This window comes from Albidovulum salinarum, assembly GCF_025673475.1.
Classification (GTDB): domain Bacteria; phylum Pseudomonadota; class Alphaproteobacteria; order Rhodobacterales; family Rhodobacteraceae; genus Albidovulum; species Albidovulum salinarum.
Window position 1 is genome coordinate 1 of record NZ_JAOVQO010000026.1, and the last position, 18,589, is coordinate 18,589.

The 18,589-nt window shown below is 68.0% G+C and carries 14 protein-coding genes; 7 read left to right on the forward strand and 7 right to left on the reverse strand.

Features of this window, described 5'->3' with window-relative positions; genetic code table 11:
* Positions 1 to 255 precede the first annotated feature (255 nt).
* The gene (locus tag OEZ60_RS20120; protein WP_263340221.1) at positions 256 to 1,695 is read right to left on the reverse strand and encodes a multicopper oxidase family protein; all 1,440 of its coding nucleotides are present in this window, start codon (positions 1,693 to 1,695) and stop codon (positions 256 to 258) included.
* 104 nt (positions 1,696 to 1,799) lie between these two features.
* Between OEZ60_RS20120 and OEZ60_RS20125 the strand changes: the two genes are divergently transcribed.
* A complete protein-coding gene (locus OEZ60_RS20125; protein ID WP_263340223.1) occupies positions 1,800 to 2,567 on the forward strand; it encodes an NAD kinase in 768 nt (255 codons plus the stop codon).
* A gap of 4 nt (positions 2,568 to 2,571) precedes the next feature.
* On the opposite strand, the gene OEZ60_RS20130 is transcribed toward OEZ60_RS20125, so the two are convergent.
* From OEZ60_RS20130 to OEZ60_RS20145, 4 genes are all read right to left on the reverse strand, one after another.
* The gene (locus tag OEZ60_RS20130) at positions 2,572 to 3,951 is read right to left on the reverse strand and encodes a sigma-54-dependent transcriptional regulator (RefSeq protein ID WP_263340226.1); all 1,380 of its coding nucleotides are present in this window, start codon (positions 3,949 to 3,951) and stop codon (positions 2,572 to 2,574) included.
* Positions 3,948 to 5,411, reverse strand: coding sequence for a response regulator (locus OEZ60_RS20135; protein ID WP_263340229.1), 1,464 nt, complete (start codon positions 5,409 to 5,411; stop codon positions 3,948 to 3,950). Before OEZ60_RS20135 ends, OEZ60_RS20130 begins: the two co-directional genes overlap by 4 nt.
* Positions 5,412 to 5,635: 224 nt before the next feature.
* Positions 5,636 to 7,534: a propionate-CoA ligase PrpE gene (prpE, locus tag OEZ60_RS20140; RefSeq protein ID WP_263340232.1), complete on the reverse strand. Its 1,899-nt coding sequence runs from the start codon at positions 7,532 to 7,534 to the stop codon at positions 5,636 to 5,638.
* Positions 7,535 to 7,775: 241 nt separating this feature from the next.
* Positions 7,776 to 10,055, reverse strand: a complete 2,280-nt coding sequence (locus tag OEZ60_RS20145; RefSeq protein ID WP_263340234.1) for an NADP-dependent malic enzyme — start codon at positions 10,053 to 10,055, stop codon at positions 7,776 to 7,778.
* 225 nt (positions 10,056 to 10,280) lie between these two features.
* On the opposite strand from OEZ60_RS20145, the gene OEZ60_RS20150 reads away from it, so the two are divergent.
* The 6 genes from OEZ60_RS20150 to OEZ60_RS20175 all read left to right on the forward strand — a co-directional run bounded on the left by OEZ60_RS20150 (position 10,281) and on the right by OEZ60_RS20175 (position 15,693).
* Complete coding sequence (locus OEZ60_RS20150; RefSeq protein ID WP_354003571.1) at positions 10,281 to 10,673, forward strand: cytidine deaminase; 393 nt, start codon at positions 10,281 to 10,283, stop codon at positions 10,671 to 10,673.
* Position 10,674: 1 nt separating this feature from the next.
* Positions 10,675 to 11,982 (forward strand): thymidine phosphorylase, encoded by a 1,308-nt coding sequence (locus OEZ60_RS20155; RefSeq protein WP_263340238.1) that lies wholly within the window; start codon positions 10,675 to 10,677, stop codon positions 11,980 to 11,982.
* Complete coding sequence (locus OEZ60_RS20160; RefSeq protein WP_263340241.1) at positions 11,982 to 13,190, forward strand: phosphopentomutase; 1,209 nt, start codon at positions 11,982 to 11,984, stop codon at positions 13,188 to 13,190. The genes OEZ60_RS20155 and OEZ60_RS20160 overlap by 1 nt, the downstream gene beginning before the upstream one ends.
* 88 nt (positions 13,191 to 13,278) lie before the next feature.
* Positions 13,279 to 14,268, forward strand: coding sequence for an adenosine deaminase (locus tag OEZ60_RS20165; RefSeq protein WP_263340243.1), 990 nt, complete (start codon positions 13,279 to 13,281; stop codon positions 14,266 to 14,268).
* A complete protein-coding gene (gene upp, locus OEZ60_RS20170) occupies positions 14,261 to 14,893 on the forward strand; it encodes a uracil phosphoribosyltransferase (RefSeq protein WP_263340245.1) in 633 nt (210 codons plus the stop codon). The genes OEZ60_RS20165 and upp overlap by 8 nt, the downstream gene beginning before the upstream one ends.
* Before the next feature lie 65 nt (positions 14,894 to 14,958).
* A complete protein-coding gene (locus OEZ60_RS20175; RefSeq protein WP_263340248.1) occupies positions 14,959 to 15,693 on the forward strand; it encodes an SPOR domain-containing protein in 735 nt (244 codons plus the stop codon).
* On the opposite strand, the gene OEZ60_RS20180 is transcribed toward OEZ60_RS20175, so the two are convergent.
* Positions 15,690 to 16,709, reverse strand: a complete 1,020-nt coding sequence (locus tag OEZ60_RS20180; RefSeq protein ID WP_263340249.1) for a hypothetical protein — start codon at positions 16,707 to 16,709, stop codon at positions 15,690 to 15,692. The two genes, OEZ60_RS20175 and OEZ60_RS20180, sit on opposite strands and share 4 nt — an antisense overlap.
* 165 nt (positions 16,710 to 16,874) lie before the next feature.
* Positions 16,875 to 18,500: an AMP-binding protein gene (locus tag OEZ60_RS20185; protein WP_263340252.1), complete on the reverse strand. Its 1,626-nt coding sequence runs from the start codon at positions 18,498 to 18,500 to the stop codon at positions 16,875 to 16,877.
* Positions 18,501 to 18,589: the final 89 nt, after the last annotated feature.

Sequence of the window (18,589 nt, forward strand, 5' to 3'; positions counted from 1 at the left end):
ACGCGATCAGCTCGATCTCGTCGCGCTGACGGCCAAGCTCGTCGCGGATCGAGCCGAAAAGCTCGGGATCGCGGGAGGAAAGCGGTTCAGTGAAAAATCCGGTGTCGCGGATTGCGGTGTCCATAAGCGTCTCCTGAGGCCAGCGGGATGGCGGGGTTGTAGCGGAGGAAGGGGGAGGTCGGAAGCGCGGAATCCGACCTGTTTTGATACGCAGGCGAAACGAATTCCACTATAGGAAACTTTTCGCCCGCCGCGTCAGACCACGGTGAACTGGCCCATCATGCCGGCATCCTCGTGTTCGAGGATGTGGCAGTGGTACATGTAGGGAAGCTCGGGATCGGCGTAGTCCTGGAACGACATCCCGAGCGCGACGGTTTCGTCCGGCCGGATCAGCACGGTGTCCTTCAGCCCCGCCTCATGCGCCGCCGGCGGCTGGCCGTTGCGGGAAAGGATGCGGAACTGCACGTCATGGATGTGGATCGGATGCAGCATCGGCGTCCGGTTCGTCCAGGTCCAGGTCTCGGTTGCGCCGAGCGGCACGGAAAAGTCGATGCGCCCGTGGTCGTAGCGCCGCCCGTTGATGGTGAAATCGCCCATCATGCCCATGCCCGTCATCGCCAGCTCGAAGTCGCGCGCCGCACCGGTCGCCTTGGGCGGCGCCGGAAGCTCGGCGAGACGGTCGGGCAGGGGGGGCGCCGCGCGGGCCCTGCGCGGCCGGATCTCCAACACGTCATGCGTACCGGTGATGCCCATCATCGCAACTTCGGCGCCGAAGGTTTCGGCGCGAAGCATCACCGCCGCGCCGTCGGAGAGGTCGACAAGGTATTCGCCGCGCTCGCCGGGGCTGAGGATCGCGCCGCGCATGGCGACCGGCGCGGCGAGAAGCCCGCCATCCGAGGCGATCTGGTGGAAGGTCCGCTCGTCGGAGAAGCTGAGACCGTAGAAGCTGCCATTGGCGCCGTTGAGGATTCGGAGCCGGATCAGCGGCGCGTCGAGTTCGAGCACCGGGCCGATCTGGCCGTTCACCAGCATCACGTCACCCTGCATCCCGGCCATGCGGTCGTGCATGTTGAGTTCGTAGGGCATCTGGCCGTCGGCATCGAAGCGACGGTCCTGAAGGATCAGGGTGAAGTCGTCCTCGCCGTGGCTGCGAGGCAGGGGCAGCGCGTCCTCCTCGTCATCGGCGACCCGGATCACGCCTGCCATGCCGGCCCAGACATGCGCACCGGTCCTTTCATGCTGATGGCCGTGGAACCAGAAGGTTCCGGCCTTCTGGGCAAGGGTGAACTCCGGCTGCCAGGCTGCGCCCGGCGCGATCGACTGATGCGGTCCGCCATCGGCGGCGGCCGGTAGGTGCAGCCCGTGCCAGTGCAGCGTCATCGGCTCGGCAAGGCCGTTGGCCACGTCCATGCGCAGCGTCTCGCCGGCGCGGGCCGCAAGGATCGGGCCGAGGAATGGGGCGTTGATGCCGATGGTGCGGGTCTCCACCCCGGCACGGAACTCGTGCGCCCCGGGGGCGACCGAAAGGTCGAAGACGCGCTTTCCGTCCAGGGCCTGACCCTCGCTCAGGGGCGGTTGCACGAAGGGGAGGCCCTCGGTGGCCCAGGCAGGGCGCGCGCGGATCAGCGCCGGGGCGGCGAGGGCGGTCAGGCCGGCCAGCACGGAGCGACGGGAAAGCGGGGGACGGATCGGCATCGGGGCGACTTTCCTAAGGCGGCGCGGCGTGGCGCCGCCGGATGGGGTTGTCTTCGCGGTCCTGTCGGTGGATCAATGCACGAGGAACGCAAGCGGGGCCAGTGGTGTCGGAGCGGACGAAGATCACATTTCTGGCAAGCGAGGCCGAGGTCGCGCAGGCCGCGCTCGCCCGGCTCGCGGCGGCCTATGGGTCGACCCCGATCGAGAAGGCCGAGGTGATCGTCGCGCTCGGCGGCGACGGTTTCATGCTGCAGACGCTGCACGCGACCCAGGCGATGGACGTGCCGGTCTACGGCATGAATTGCGGCACGATCGGCTTTCTCATGAACGAATACGACGAGGAAGGGCTCACTGCCCGGCTCGCCGAGGCCGAGGAAGAGGTCATCAACCCCTTGGTCATGCGCGCCGTCGGCGTCGACGGCACCTTGCACGAGGCGCTTGCGATCAACGAGGTCTCGCTCTTGCGCGCCGGTCCACAGGCAGCGAAGCTCCGGATCACCATCGACGGCAAGGTCAGGATGGAGGAGCTGGTCTGCGACGGCGCGCTCGTCTGCACCCCGGCCGGATCGACCGCCTACAACTACTCCGCCCACGGGCCGATCCTGCCCATTGGCGCCGAGGTGCTGGCGCTGACCGCGATGGCCGCGTTCCGGCCCCGGCGCTGGCGTGGCGCGCTCCTGCCCAAGACCGCGAAGGTGCGTTTCGACGTGCTCGACGCCGCCAAGCGCCCGGTCATGGCCGATGCCGATGGCCGCTCGGCGCCTAACGTGGTCTCGGTCGAGGTCCGTTCGGAGCCGGCGATCCGCCACCGCATCCTCTTCGATCCCGGCCACGGGCTCGAGGAGCGGCTGACCCGCGAGCAGTTCGTCTGATCCGCTAGTCCGCGGCCTTCCAGGCCTCGATCTTGCGGTAGAGCGTCGAGGGCGAGACGTCGAGCACCCGCGCGGCTTTCGGAATCGAGCCGCCGTGGCGCGAGATCGTCTCCTCGATCACCATTCGCTCGACCTCGGCAAGGGTCCGCCCGATCAGCCCTTCGAGCGTGACATGCGGGCGCGGGGTCTCGGGCGTCTCGTCCTCGCGGTGTTCAAGCTCGTGATGCAGCTCGATCGGCAGCATCGCCCGGGTCACGGCCGGCCCGTCGTTCAGCACCACCGCGTGGCGCAGGACGTTCAGAAGCTGGCGGACATTGCCCGGCCAGTCGAGGCGCTGAAAGAGCGTGGCCACCTCGGGGTCGATGCCGTTGAACTTGCGGCCTTCCTCCTGCGCGAACCGGGTCAGCCCGGCCTCGGCGATCGCGACGACATCGGCGCCGCGCTCGCGAAGCGGCGGCATGTGGATCGGCACGACATGGAGCCGGTAGTACAGGTCCTCGCGGAACCGGCCGCGGCGAACCTCCTGCAGCGGATTGCGGTTGGTCGCGCAGATGATCCGGACATTGACCTTGCGCGCACGGGCGGCGCCGACCGGCTGGATCGTCGAGGTCTGAAGAAACCGCAGCAGCTTGGTCTGCAGGTTGAGGTCAAGCTCGCAGATCTCGTCGAGAAAGAGCGTGCCGCCATCGGCCGCCGCGGCCGCGCCCTGCTTGTCGGCGATTGCGCCGGTGAAGGAGCCCTTCACATGGCCGAAAACCTCCGATTCCAGGAGCTCCGGCGGGATCGCTCCGCAGTTCAGGGGGACGAAGGGACCGTGGGCGCGGTTCGAATGGTCATGCACCGCCTGCGCGCAGAGCTCCTTGCCGGTGCCGCTCTCGCCGGTGATGAAGACCGTGGCCATCGATCGCGCGACCGAGCGGATCTTGGCATAGACGCGCTGCATCGGCTCGGAGGTTCCGGTAAACTCGCCCGGCGGCGCGGTGACGGACCCGGAGGGCTTGGCGGCCGGTCCCGGCCCGGCATCGGCGAGGGCGTTTCCGATCGCGCTCAGGAACCTCTGCTCGTCGAAGGGCTTGACGAGGAAGTCATGCGCGCCCGCCCGCATCGCCGCGACCGCCTTGTTGATGGAGCCGTGCGCGGTGATCACGATGATCCGCGTGTCGGGCTTGATCGCGAGCAATTCGCTCAGGAGATCGAGGCCGTCCCGGTCGGGCAGCATCAGGTCGAGCAACACCACGGGCGGTTGCAGCGTCCGAAACAGCGCCAGGCCCGAGGCGGCGTCGTCGGCGCAGCGGACCGCGTGTCCGGCCGTCTTCAACACCGATTCGTAGACCAGTTGCAGCGACGGCGTGTCTTCGACAAGCAGCAGCGGCCGGCGTGTCATGCAGTGTCGCCCATTCGTGTCCGCTCCTGCGAGACGAAACGGATGAGCCAGTCGAGCTGGGTAAGCGCGTCGTGGCCGAGTGTCGACAGGTCGATCGCTTCGCGCCGATGCGCGGTCGTGTTCAGTACCTGCGCGAGGGCCTGAAGCCGCGCGGCGCCGACGGCGCCCGCGAGCGCGATCAGCACATGCGTCTCGGCCCGGATCGCGGCGCGGTCGCCATCGGCGAGGGCCGCCACGAGTCCGCGCTCGGTCTTGCGCAGATCGGCGTTCAACCGTTCCATCAGCTCGCACGACGCCGCCGGGCCGGCGATGTCGATGAGCCGGTCGAAGCATTCGCGGTCGAACTCGGCGGTCTCCTCTGTCGCGAGGAACTGCTCCTGCGGTTCCGCGGTGCGGCCGAGCACCTGGGCGATCGTCTGGCCGAACGTATCGATCCCGGCAAGCGGCTTGGCGAGGATCGCGTCAGCGCCCGCGGCATAGATCGCGTCGCGGTTGGCACGCAGCACATAGGCGGTGACCGCGATGATCGGCATGTCCGAATGGATGCGGCCATTGGCACGCAGGGTCCGCATCACCTCGATCCCGCCGAGCCGGGGCATTTCGATGTCGATCAGCGCGAGATCGAAATCCTCGCGCTCGAGCCAGTGCAGCGCCTCGACGCCGTCGTGGGCGATCTCGAACTCGGCGCCCATCTTCGACAGCATGTGGGCGATGATCGTCTGGTTGGTGGGGTTGTCTTCTGCGACCAGTACCTTGGTGCGGCTCAGATCGGGCAGTTCCGCCATCGCTTCCGTTGCGGCAATGGTCCAAGTGTCGGGCGGCAGTTCCAGCGTGACGAGCGCCCCCCCGTCGGGACGGTTCTCGACGGCGATCCTGCCCCCGAGCCGGCCGGTCATGTGCTTGGAGATGTGCATGCCGAGCCCTTGGCCCGGCTTCGCGGTCCCGTCGGGCCGGCCCTCGTACTCGAACAGCCGGGTCAGCGCCGCATCGGAGAAGCCCGGCCCCTGATCCGCAACCGACAGAAGCAGCGCACCGGACGGCGCCATCCGCACGTCAAGGCTGACGGTGCCGTCGTCGGTGTACTTCATCGCGTTCGACAGAAGGTTCGACAGCACCCGCTCGAGCGCGATCCGGTCGAGCGTCAGCACATGCGGCACATCCTCGGCGCGGGTGACACGGAACTCGAGCCCCTTCTCGCTGGCGCGGCCGGACCAGCGCATCTCGATATCGTAGAGAAAGCGGGCGATCTGCAGGTTGGCGGGGTGGGTGGCGGCGAAATCGTCCTCGCCGAGCACCATCGCCAAACCTTCCTCGAGCAGGCGGGCGAGGGTCTCGCTTGAGGCGCGCACCCGCTCAAGTTGCAGGCGCGTCGCGTCGGTCAGGCTGTCGTGATCGACCAGGCGCAGGCCGCCGATAATGTCAGATACGGCCGCGCGCAAGTCGTGCCCCAAAAGGGTCATACGGCCGGGATCGCTCGCCTCATTAGTTGACGTAACGGAAACCGGATCGCTGTCGTGCATCGCGCGGCCTCGCCCGCCCCTGGATTGGCGGAAAATGGATTGATACAAGTAACGGTTGCATGTTGGAATGTTTGTACGCGATGAAATCTCGTGCGCCAACCTGTCTGAAACGTCAGGTAAACGGCCGCGTCCGGAAGGTCCGGACGCGGCAGGTTTTCCAAGCCTCAGCCTCGGTCTGCCGGATAGCCGAGCCCGCCGAGCGCCACGGTGATCTCGTCGAGGATCGCCGGATCGTCGATGGTCGCGGGCATCTTGTAGTCCTCGCCATCGGCGATCTTGACCATCGTGCCGCGCAGGATCTTGCCCGAGCGGGTCTTCGGCAGCCGGTCGACGACGGTGGCGAGCTTGAAGGCCGCGACCGGGCCGATCTGGTCACGCACGAGCTTCACGCATTCCTTGACGACATCGGCATGGTCGCGCTTGGAACCCTTGTTGAGGCAGAGGAAGCCCACCGGCATCTGGCCCTTGAGCTGGTCGGCGACCCCGATCACCGCGCATTCGGCGACATCGGGATGGGAGGCCAGCACCTCCTCCATCGCGCCGGTCGAGAGCCGGTGGCCCGCGACGTTGATGACGTCATCGGTGCGCGCCATGATGTAGAGATAGCCGTCCTCGTCGACATAACCGGCGTCGCCGGTCTCGTAATAGCCCGGGAAGTGGTTGAGGTATGACTTGCGGAACCGCTCCTCGGCGTTCCACAGCGTCGGCAGCGTGCCCGGCGGCAGCGGCAGCTTGACCGCGATCGCGCCGAGCGTGCCCGGCTTCACCGGGTGGCCGCCCTCATCGAGCACCTGCACGTCGTAGCCCGGCATCGCCACCGAGGGGGAGCCGATCTTGACCGGCAGTTCCTCGATGCCGATCGGATTGGCGGCGATGGCCCAGCCGGTCTCGGTCTGCCACCAGTGGTCGATGACCGGCACCTTGAGATGGGTCTGCGCCCAGGTGATGGTGTCGGGATCGGCGCGCTCGCCGGCGAGGAACAGCGCCTGCATCGACGAGATGTCGTACTTCTTGATGAACTCGCCCTCACGGTCGTCGCGCTTGATGGCGCGGAGCGCGGTTGGCGCGGTGAAGAAGCTCTTGACCTTGTGGTCCTCGATGACGCGCCAGAAGGTGCCGGCATCGGGGGTGCCCACCGGCTTGCCCTCGAAGACGATGGTCGTCGCGCCGGCGATCAGCGGCGCGTAGCAGATGTAGCTGTGGCCCACGACCCAGCCCACGTCCGAGGCCGCCCAGAACACGTCGCCCGCCTCGACGTTGTAGATGTTCTTCATCGTCCAGTTGAGCGCGACGAGATGGCCCGCGGTGGCGCGGACGACGCCCTTCGGCGCGCCGGTCGTGCCGGAGGTGTAGAGGATATAGGCCGGATGGTTGCCCTCGACCGCTACGCAGTCGGCCGGCTCGACCCCCGCCTGGGCCTCGTGCCAGTCGAAGTCGCGGCCGGGGACCAGCTTTGCGGTCTCCTGCTCACGCTGGAAGATCAGCGTGAAGTCGGGCTTGTGCTTGGCTTGCTCGATCGCGGCGTCGACGAGGGGCTTGTAGTGCACGACGCGGCCCGGCTCCAACCCGCAGGAGGCGGCGATGATCGCCTTCGGCTTGGCGTCGTCGATGCGCACCGCGAGCTCGTGCGCGGCGAAGCCGCCGAACACGACCGAATGGATCGCACCGAGACGGGCACAGGCGAGCATGGCCTCGAGCGCCTCGGGCACCATCGGCATGTAGATGATCACGCGATCGCCCTTTGCCACGCCCTTGGCCTTCAGCGCGCCGGCGAGGCCCGCCACGCGGTCCTTCAGCTCGGCGTAGGTGATCTCGCGCGCCGAATGGGTGATCGGGCTGTCATGGATGATCGCCACCTGGTTGCCGCGTCCGGCCGCGACATGGCGGTCGACCGCGTTCCAGCAGGTGTTGACCTCGGCATCCGTGAACCATTCGTAGAGCGGTGCCTTTTCGGCGAAGAGCGCTTTCGATGGGGCTTTGACCCAGTCGATCGCCCCGGCCGCCTGCATCCAGAAGCCTTCCGGGTCCGCCTTCCAGCCAGAATAGATCTCGGAATATCCCATTGTCGTGCCTCCTCCAAAGCCTGAGGCAAGTTATGCGGGGCTGTCCGCGCCACGCAATGGTGTTACCGGTCACAAGCGGGGCGGGACGCAAAAAATTTGCAGAAAGTTGATGGTGCGGTCCGCAAATTTTTGCAAACCTTCCTGAATTACGCGTCTTGGAGCTAATTAGATCGGGGTTTGCAAATTTCTTCGGCGGACCGCTGAAAACTCGGCCGCACCGATTCTTTTCTGTCCCGGCGGGTCAGCTGTAGTAGGCGACCGGGGTTCCCGCGATGGCCGAGACGTTCAGGAGCCCGCGCGCGGTGATCGAGGGCGTGACGATGTGCGCCTTGTTGCCCATGCCCATCAGGATCGGCCCCACCTCGAGCCCGTTCGCGCGCATCTTGAGCATGTTGCGCGCGGTGTTGGCGGCGTCCGTATAGGCGAAGACGAGGATGTTGGCCGGGCCCTCGATCCGGCTGCCGGGGAAGATCCGTTCGCGCAACTCGGGGTCGAGCGCCGCATCGGCTGACATCTCGCCCTCATAGGCGAAATCGACGCCCTTCGCGTCGAGGATCTCCATCGCCGCGCGCATCCGCCGGCCCGAGTCGGTGTCGAGATTGCCGAAGTTGGAATGCGAGCAGAGCGCGACCTTCGGCGTGACGCCGAAGCGGCGGGCATGGCGCGCCGCGCCGCAGATCGTGGTGGCGATCTCCTGCGGGGTCGGCACCGCGTTGACATGGGTGTCGGCGATGAAGAGCGGCCCGTCCTCCTGGATCATCAGGCTCAGTGCGCCGTGCGGCGTGAGCCCGTCGCGCCCCAGGACCTGGCGGATGTAGTTCAGGTGCCATAGATACTGGCCGAAGGTACCGCAGATCATGCTGTCGGCATCGCCCCGGTGGACCGCGATCGCCGCGATCGCGGTGGTGTTGGTGCGCATGATCGCGCGGGCGAGATCCGGCGTGACTCCCTGGCGTGCCATCAGATCGTGGTAGCTGGCCCAGTAGTCGCGGTAACGCGGATCGTTTTCCGGGTTGACCAGTTCGAAATCACTACCGGGCCGGATCGGCAGGCCGGCGCGTTCGCAGCGCCGCTCGATAACCTCCGGTCGCCCGATCAGGATCGGCCGGTCGGTCATCTCCTCCAGCATCGCGTTGGCGGCGCGCAGGACGCGCTCGTCCTCGCCCTCGGCGAAGACGATGCGGCGGCTCGCGGAGCGGGCGGCCTCGAACACCGGGCGCATGATCAGCGCGGATTTGAAGACCGACCCTTGGAGCTTTTGCTTGTAGGCCTCGAGATCGTCGATCGGGCGGGTGGCGACGCCGGTCTCCATCGCCGCCGCCGCCACGGCCGAGGCGACCGTGCCGATGAGCCGCGGATCGAAGGGTTTCGGGATCAGGTAATCCGCCCCGAAGGTCAGCTTCTCGCCGCGATAGGCGGCTGCGGCCTCGGCGCTCGTCGTCGCGCGGGCAAGTGCTGCGATGCCATCGATGCAGGCCAGCTGCATCGCGTCGTTGATCTCGGTCGCGCCGACGTCGAGCGCGCCGCGGAAGATGAACGGGAAGCAGAGGACGTTGTTGACCTGGTTGGGGAAGTCCGAGCGCCCGGTGGCGATGATCGCATCCGGTGCGACCGAGCGGACCTCGTCGGGCAGGATCTCAGGCGTCGGGTTGGCAAGCGCGAAGACGATCGGCCGCGCGGCCATTTTCCCGACCATCTCCGGCTTCAGCACGCCCGGCCCGGAGAGGCCGAGGAAGAGATCCGCGCCCTCGATCACCTCGTCGAGCGTCGCGGGCGTCTTGCCCTGCGCATAGGCGGCCTTCTGCGGCGTCATCTGCGCCTCGCGCCCCTCGTAGACGAGCCCTTCAAGATCGCAAAGCCAGACGTTCTCGCGGCGGACGCCGAGCTTCAGCAGCATGTCGAGGCAGGCGATCCCGGCCGCGCCGCCGCCGGTGGAGACCACCTTGATCTTGTCGAACGCCTTGCCCGCGACGTGGAGGGCGTTAGTTGCTGCCGCGCCGACGACGATCGCGGTGCCGTGCTGGTCGTCGTGGAACACCGGGATGTTCATCCGCTCGCGGCAGATCTTCTCGACGATGAAGCAGTCGGGCGCCTTGATGTCCTCGAGGTTGATCGCGCCGAAGGTCGGCTCCAGCGCGCAGACGATCTCGGCGAGCTTGACCGGGTCGGGCTCGTTCAGTTCGATGTCGAAACAGTCGATCGAGGCGAATTTCTTGAAGAGGACCGCCTTGCCCTCCATCACCGGCTTCGAGGCCATCGCGCCAATGTTGCCGAGGCCGAGGACGGCGGTGCCGTTCGTCACCACCGCGACGAGGTTGCCGCGTGCGGTGTAGCGCGAGGCGGTAGCGGGATCGGCCTTGATTTCGAGGCAGGCCTCGGCGACGCCGGGCGAGTAGGCGCGGGAAAGGTCGCGGCCGTTGGCCATCGGCTTCGTTGCCCGGATCTCGAGCTTTCCGGGCTTGGGGAATTCGTGGTATTCGAGCGCGGCCTGCCGCGCGTTTTCCTGCCGGGCGTCGTCCATGCCTCATCCTCCCCGTGAAAACTCGTTTAGCATTAAACTATATTGCGGCGTCGCGAAAGTCCCTTTGCACAGCCGAGGCGCCGGTTTGCTGATCGTCATATCACGCCCGGAGCTCCGGGCACGCGGAAATTCGCAAGGCGCCAGGTTTCGCCGTCGAAACGGCCGAGCGACCTTGCATCGGCGCGGCTGCGGACGCAGTCTCGGAGCGGTAACAAGGAGGGTGTGATGTCGCTCACGGATGCTGCGCGCGCGGTCAGGGAAAACGCCTATGCGCCCTATTCCCATTTCAAAGTCGGCGCGGCGGTACGCGGCCGCTCCGGCCGGGTCTATGCCGGCTGCAACGTCGAGAACGTGGCCTCCCCCGAAGGTACCTGCGCCGAGGCGGGTGCGATCGCGGCGATGGTCGCGGCCGGCGAGACCGAGTTGACCGAGGTCGCCGTCGTTGCCGACAGCCCTTTGCCGATCTCGCCCTGCGGCGGTTGCCGCCAGAAGCTGGCCGAGTTCGGCCGCCACGACGTCGCCGTGACGCTCTCGACGCTGGACGGCAAGATCATGGAGACCACGATCGGCGACCTCCTGCCCGGCCGCTTCGGGGTCGAGCACATGGGCCGCGGCTGAGATGGATGCACGCTCGATCATCGCGGGCGTCCGGGATCGACGGGGGCTGGAGGACGAAGCCGCGACCTGGTTCGCGGACGGGCTAGCCTCGGGCGAGGTGACCGACGCGCAGGCCGGCGCCTTCGCGATGGCGGTGCTCCTGAACGGGCTTGGCGCAGACGGCCGGGTCGCGCTCACGCGGGCGATGCGCGACAGCGGACGGGTGCTCGAGTGGAAGCTGCCGGGGCCGGTGGTCGACAAGCATTCGACCGGCGGGATTGGTGACTGCACCTCGCTCCTCATCGCCCCGGCGCTCGCGGCCTGCGGCGCCTGCGTGCCGATGATCTCTGGGCGCGGCCTCGGCCACACGGGCGGTACGCTCGACAAGCTTGAGGCGATCCCCGGCTACCGCTGTGACGTCTCGGTGGAAGAACTGCACCGGCTCGTGGCCGAGATCGGTTGCGCCATCGTCAGCGCCTCCGCCGATATCGCGCCGGCCGACCGGAGGCTCTATGCGATCCGCGACGTGACCGGCACGGTGGAGTCGATCGACCTGATCACCGCCTCGATCCTCTCGAAGAAGCTCGCCGCCGGGCTCGAGGCGCTGATCCTCGACGTCAAGGTCGGCTCCGGTGCCTTCATGAAGACGCTGCCGGAGGCAGAGGCGCTGGCGCAGTCGCTGGTCTCGACCGCGAACGGCGCGGGCTGCATGACGGTGGCGCTGATCACCGACATGGACCAGCCGCTAGCGGCCTCGGCCGGCAACGCACTTGAGGTGATCGAGGTGATGGAGACGCTGACCGGGGTCGAGGTCAACCAGGCCCTGTGGGACGTGACCGTGGCGCTTGGCGGCGAGGCGCTGGCGCTTGCCGGGCTCGCAGACAACGCGGGCGAGGGGGCGGACCAGATCGAGGAGGCGCTGGAATCGGGCCGCGCGGCCGAGACCTTCGGGCGCATGGTCGCGGCGCTCGGCGGGCCGTCGGATTTCGTCGAGCGCTATCCCGACCGGCTGCCGGCCGCGCCGGTGGTCGTGGATTTCGTGACCCCGCGCGACGGGTTCGTCGCCCATATCGACGGCGAGATGCTCGGCCAGGCGGTGGTCCATCTCGGCGGCGGGCGGCTCCGGGACGGCGACCGGATCAACCCCTCGGTCGGCTTGTCGCAGATCATGGGGGTCGGCGAGCCGGTCGAGAAGGGCGAGGCGCTGGTCCGGATCCACGCCGCCACGCCTGCCGCCGCCGAGGCGGCGGTGGCGTCGGTGAGAGCGGCGATCCGGATCGAGGACGACGAGCCGGACGAGCCGGTGCTGATCCACAAGAGGATCGGCTGATGGCGCGCGCGTTCCTGATCGTGATGGACAGCGTCGGCGCCGGCGGCGCCCCCGATGCCGGCGCCTTCTTCAACGGCGACCGGCCCGATACCGGCGCCAACACGCTCGGCCACATCGCCGAAGCCTGCGCGGCCGGGCGGGCGGAGGAGGAGCGGTCGGGCCCCCTGCGGATGCCGCATCTCGACGCGCTTGGCCTCGGCGCGGCGGTGCGGCTTGCGTCCGGCGCGGCGATGGAGGGGTTCGACGCCGAGCCTGAGGGCCTCTGGGGCGCGGCGACCGAGGTATCGAAGGGCAAGGACACACCCTCGGGTCACTGGGAACTGGCCGGTGTGCCGGTGCCCTGGGACTGGCACTATTTCCCCGACAGCGAGCCCGCCTTTCCGGCCGAACTTGTGGAAAAGGTCGCGCGGCTTGCCGGGACCGGGGGGACGCTTGGCAATTGCCATGCCTCGGGCATGCCGATCATCGAGGCCCATTGCGAGGAGCATCTGCGGACCGGCTGGCCGATCTGCTATACCTCGGCCGACAGCGTGTTCCAGATCGCCGCGCATGAGGAGGCGTTCGGGCTCGACCGGCTTTTGAAGCTCTGCGAGGAGCTTGCGCCGACGCTGCACGCGATGAAGGTCGGCCGCGTCATCGCGCGACCCTTCACCGGAGAATGCGGCAACTTCCGCCGCACCGCGAACCGCCACGACTATGCGATCGAACCGCCATCGGCCACGCTCTGCGACTGGGTGCAGGGATCGGGCGGCAAGGTCCATGCGATCGGAAAGATCGGCGACATCTTCTCGCGGCGGGGTATCGACGATGTGAAGAAGGGTCCAGACGTTGCACTTTTCGAACATTTGCTCGCTTCCGCCGAGGCGTCTGAGCCCGGTTCATTGACCTTTGCGAACTTCGTCGAGTTCGACACGCTCTACGGCCACCAGCGCGACGTGTCGGGCTATGCGCGCGCGCTCGAATGGTTCGACGGGCAGGTCGGCTTGTTCCTCGCGAAGCTGAGACCCGGCGATCTCGCGGTCTTCACCGCCGATCACGGCAACGATCCGACCTGGAGCGGCACCGATCACACCCGCGAACGGGTGCCGGTCGTCGCCCACGGCGCGGGGGCTCGCGGCTTGGGCCATGTCGGCTTCACCGATGTCGGCGCTTCGATCGCGGCCCATCTCGGGGTGCCGTCGCAGGGGCCGGGAAGGAGCTTCCTGTGAGACCGTTTGGCTTCGAACGCCCCGTCGCCCCGGTGTGCTATGTGCGTACAGCCGCCGTACAGCCGTCGTACCGACACCGGGGGCGCGCATGAGTGGCCTGCTGCCCAAGGTCGAACTGCACCTGCATCTCGAAGGCGCCGCCCCGCCCGGCTTCATCCGCGGCCTCGCCGCCGAGAAGAAGGTCGATATCGCGCGCATCTTCGACGAGCGGGGCAACTATGCTTACGACGATTTCTGGCACTTCCTGAAGGTCTACGAGGCGGCGACCGAGCCCCTGAAGACGCCCGAGGACTATTATCGCCTGACGCTCGCGGTGCTCGAGGAAAGCGCGGCGGCGGGCGTGATCTATTCGGAAACCTTCCTCAGCCCCGACTTCTGCGGCGGCCGCGATCTCTCAGCCTGGCGGGAATTCCTTCATGCGATCCGCGAGGCGGCCGACCTCGCCGAACGGCGCGACGGGATCGTGCTCAGGGGCATCGTGACGCCGATCCGGCATTTCGGTCCCGAGAAGGCTAAGGAGGTTGCGCTCTGTGCCGCCGAGACGGCGGGCGACTGGATCGTCGGCTTCGGGTTGGCCGGTGACGAAAAATCCGGAAAACCCAAGGACTTCACCTGGTCTTTTGATGCGGCGCGCGAGGCCGGGTTGCGGCTCACCGCCCATGCCGGCGAATGGGGCGGGCCGGAGAGCGTCCGCGACGCGCTTCGCGACCTCAATGTGGAGCGGATCGGCCACGGCGTCCGCGCCATCGAGGATCTGGCGCTCGTCGACGAGCTGGCCGAGCGGGGCATCGTGCTCGAGGTCTGCCCGGGGTCGAACATCGCGCTCGGTCTCTATCAGGACTGGCGGTCCCATCCGATCCACGGGTTGCGCGAGCGGGGCGTCAAGGTGACGGTCTCGACCGATGACCCGCCCTTTTTCCACACCACGATGGCGCGCGAATACGACCGTCTGGCCACGGCTTTCGACTGGGACGAGGGCGTCTTCGACGAGATCGCGAAAACCTCGGCCAAGGCCGCGTTCTGCGATGAGAAAACGCGCGAAAACATACTGAAGAAACTGGAGATAGCGCATGCTTGAGCATCTGACCGTCGTCACCCATCCGCTCGTCCAGCACAAGCTGACGATCATGCGCGAAAAGGAGACCTCGACCAATTCCTTCCGCCGGCTCCTGCGCGAGATCAGCCAGCTCCTGGCCTACGAGATCACCCGCGAGATGGAGATGGGGACGAAGCGGATCGAGACGCCGCTCTGCGCGATGGACGCGCCGGTGATCACCGGCAAGAAGCTCGCGCTGATCTCGATCCTCAGGGCCGGGAACGGGCTTCTCGACGGGGTGCTTGAGCTCATCCCGGCGGCGCGGGTGGGGTTCGTCGGGCTTTACCGCGACGAGAAGACGCTGCAGCCGGTGCAGTATTACTACAAGGTGCCGGCCGAGCTGGAGGACCGGCTGGTGATCGTGCTCGACCCGATGCTCGCGACCGGCAATTCCTCGGCGGCGGCGGTGGATCTGTTGAAGAAATCGGGGGCGAACAATATCCGTTTCATGTGTCTTCTGGCGGCACCCGAGGGCATCGCCCGGATGAAGGAGGCGCATCCGGATGTTCCGATCGTGACGGCGGCGGTGGATGAGCGGCTGAACGAACACGGCTATATCGTGCCCGGCCTAGGGGATGCGGGCGACCGCATGTTCGGCACCAGATAGGGCTTTGTCCTTTACGTTTCCGGTGGCCTTTGGCATCCTGCCGGGACCAAGAACCGAGGCGGGTAATGCAGGTGAAAAGGCAGGTATTGTCGACCGCTCTTGTGACGTTCCTCACTGTGGGCGCCGCCGCTGCGCAGTCCGGCACGGAGCCGTACGCTCCGTCGGAGGAGCCGCCGGCGGGCTTTGAAGGGCACCGCTACGTCGACACGGCGGGCTGCGTCTTCCTGCGGGAAGACGCCGGCGGGACGGTGGCATGGAAGCCCCGGCTCGCGCGCGACCGCACGCCGATCTGCGGCGATGAGCCGACCTTTCCCGATGGTCCCCCGGCGGAGCTGCTGACGGCGAAAACGCCTGAGGCCGTGGCGCCCGAGATCGAGGCGCCGGAGGCCGAGACGCCCGAGCCGCAGGTTGCCGAGCCGCAGGTTGCCGAGCCGGCTGAGGCCCCGCCGCCCGCTGTGGCGGAGCCGGTCGAGCCGGAACCGGCCGCCGTCGCCGAGCCGGAACCGGCCGCTGTCGCAGAGCCGGAGGTCCGGGTTGGGGAGGTCGCATCGCTCTCGCGCGCGGAGGCGGCGGGCGGACGCTACATTCAGGTGGGCGCCTTCGTCGGAATGCCGCGGGTCGATCGCGCGGCGGCCAAGCTTTTCGAGCTCGGCTTTGGTGCGGCTGTGGTCGAGGAGCGCGCGAGGGGACGGAAGATAAATACCGTGCTTGCCGGGCCGTTCGATGACCCCGGCGCGCTGGCCGCTGCGCTGCAAGCGGTGCGCAGGGCGGGTTTCAGCGACGCCTTCCCGCGCCCCTAGTTGGCGCAGATTCCCTGAAGCGCGACCCAGTCGCTGTCCGACAGGATCGGGCCGGGCGGGGCGATCTTGCGGAACGGATCGGCCTCGATGAGGCCGAGCACGCTCTCGCCGCTCGGGTCGAGCATGTAGGCATAGGGCGTGGCGGGCAGGCCCGCCGCCGCGAAGCGCTTCAGGAGCCCCTGGTCCGTGACCGGCGCGGGCGCGCGGGCCAGCAGGCGTTCGCCGTAGCCCGCGAGCGCGCCCGCGGGCAGGTCGCCCGTGGTGAGCAGCGCCAGCGTCGCCCGCAGCCCGGCGTGGTCAAGAAGGTCGATCATCGGGTCGTCGGCGAGGAGGCGCTGGCTTTCCGCGAGAATTGCGCCGGCGGCGGGTTCGGGTGTGTCCTGCGCCTCGATCAGCGGCCGGGCTATGAGAATCAGGCCGCCGGGCAGGTGCGCCGCGCGGCCGAGCGCGTCGGGCACGACGATCACGTCGCCCGAGGCGCCGACGAGGTGGTTGCGCAGCCGCTGGAGCGCGGCGCGCCCCTCGGGCGCGGCGCAGGCCGGGCCGGTGAGCCGCGTGAGGTCGGCGAGAGCCGCGCGGCCGATCTCCTGGCGCTTGGAAAAGGGGAGCGCCTCGGCGGTGTGGCGAATCAGCGCCTGCGGCATCCAGGCGAGGCCGAGCGCGAGGACCGCGACGAGGAGCGCGCCAAGGAGGATGCCGCGAAGTCTTCCGGGATGCGGGCGGCGCGCCGCGATCAGGCGGTGGACCTTGGAGATCGCGGCGATCATCGCCTCGTCATCGATCTCGAGCTCTTCTCCGGCGTCGGGGCCGGGGCTGTAGAACGCGGGGCGGCGGCCTGGATTGCGGCGGTGGGTGGCGGGCAGCGACCAGTGGGTGAGCGCGCGGGCGCTGCGGGTCTCGGAGATCACCAGCGTCGCGTCGCCGAAGGACACGATGACCTCGCGCCTTTGCCCGTCGGCGGCGTCGCGCCACAGGCCGGTGCATTCCAGCCGCTGATATTCCTTGAGCGCCGTCATGGGCGGGGCGGGCCTGCTCGCTGCCTCGTTCGGGGCGAGGATAACCGATCGGCGGGGGGCGAACAATTGGGGAGCGGGCGCGCGGGTGTTCGGCGGCGGGGGGCTGTCTGCCCCCCCCCCGCGCCCCCCGAGGATATTTCGGGCAAGATGAAGTGTGGTGCGCGGTCAGAGGTCTTTCGCGCGGGCGCGGAGTTCGAACTTCTGGACCTTGCCGGTCGAGGTCTTGGGCAGGTCGCAGAAGACGATCTTCTTCGGGGTCTTGAAGCCGGCGAGCCGGGTGCGGACGAAGGCGATGAGGTCGGCCTCGGTCGCCTCGCGCCCCTCCTTCAGCTCGACGAAGGCGCAAGGCACCTCGCCCCATTTGTCGTCCGGTTTCGCCACCACGGCGCAGAGCGACACCGCGGGATGGTGCATCAGCGCGCCCTCGACCTCGACCGAGGAGACGTTCTCGCCGCCCGAGATGATGATGTCCTTGGCGCGGTCGGTGATCTTGATATAGCCGTCCTCGTGCTGGAAGGCGATGTCGCCGGAGCGGAAGAAGCCGCCCTTGAACGCCTCCGCCGTGGCCTTGGGGTTGCGGTAGTAGCCCTTCATCACGGCGTTGCCGCGGATCGCGATCTCGCCCACGGTCTGGCCGTCGCGCGGCACCGGATGGCCCTTCTCGTCGTGGACGGTGATGTCCTCCATCATCGGCATCAGGACCCCGGTGCGGGCCTTGATCGCCGCGCGCTCCTCCTGCGGCAGCGCGTCCCAGTCGTCGCGCCAGATGCATTCGGTGACATGGCCGTAGGTTTCGGTCAGGCCATAGACTTGGGTGACGCGGAAGCCCAATGGCTCGATCGCGGCGAGGGTCGCGGCGGGAGGGGGCGCGCCGGCGGTGTAGACCTCGACCACGTGGTCGAAGTTGCGGCGGTCGCCGTCCTTCGCGTTGATGATCGAGTTGAGCACGATCGGCGCGCCGCCGAAATGGGTGACGCCCTCGTCGGCGATCGCGTCGTAGATGTTCTTCGCGGTGATGTCGCGGCAGCAGACCACCGTGCCGCCGACGGTCGGCATCATCCAGGTGTGGCACCAGCCGTTGCAGTGAAAGAGCGGCACGATGGTGAGGTAGACCGGATGGATGCCGACCTTCCAGCTCACCGCCGTGCCCATCGAGAGCAGGTAGGCGCCGCGGTGGTGGTAGACCACACCCTTCGGCCGCCCGGTCGTGCCGGAGGTGTAGTTGAGCGCGAGGCTCTCCCATTCGTCCTCGGGTATCTTCCACGGCGCCGAGGCGTCGCCCGTGGCGAGGAGCGCCTCGTACTCGGTGTAGCGGCCGCTTGCCGGATGGCCGGCGTGCGGATCGGGAACCTCGATGATCTCGGGCGCCGGCCCCTCCATCAGCGCGACCGCCTCCTCGGCGAGCGGCAGGAAAGCGGTGTCGACGAGCGCGAGCTTCGCCTGGCCGTGGCCGAAGATGTAGCCGACCGTGTCGGCATCGAGCCGGGTGTTGATCGTGTTGAGGACGGCGCCCGCGGCGGGCACGCCGAAATGCGCCTCGGCCTGCGCGGGCACGTTCGGCAGAAGCGTGGCGACAACGTCGCCCGGCGCGATGCCGCGCCTGGCGAGCGCCGAGGCGAGCCGGCTCACCCGGTCATGGTACTCGGCGTAGCTGCGGCGGGTGGTCCCATAGACCAGCGCGGTATGGCCCGCGAACACATCCGCCGCCCGCGCGAGGAAGGAGAGTGGCGTCAGCGGCACGAAATTCGCCGCATTGCGTTCCAGCCCGGTTTCGTCCGCCATCCAGCCCATTTGGTCCTCCCCGACCGGTCCCGTGTCGCTAACGGACGCGATTATTGCCGATGGCTGAGATTGTTGGGAAGCATGAACCGACATCCGGA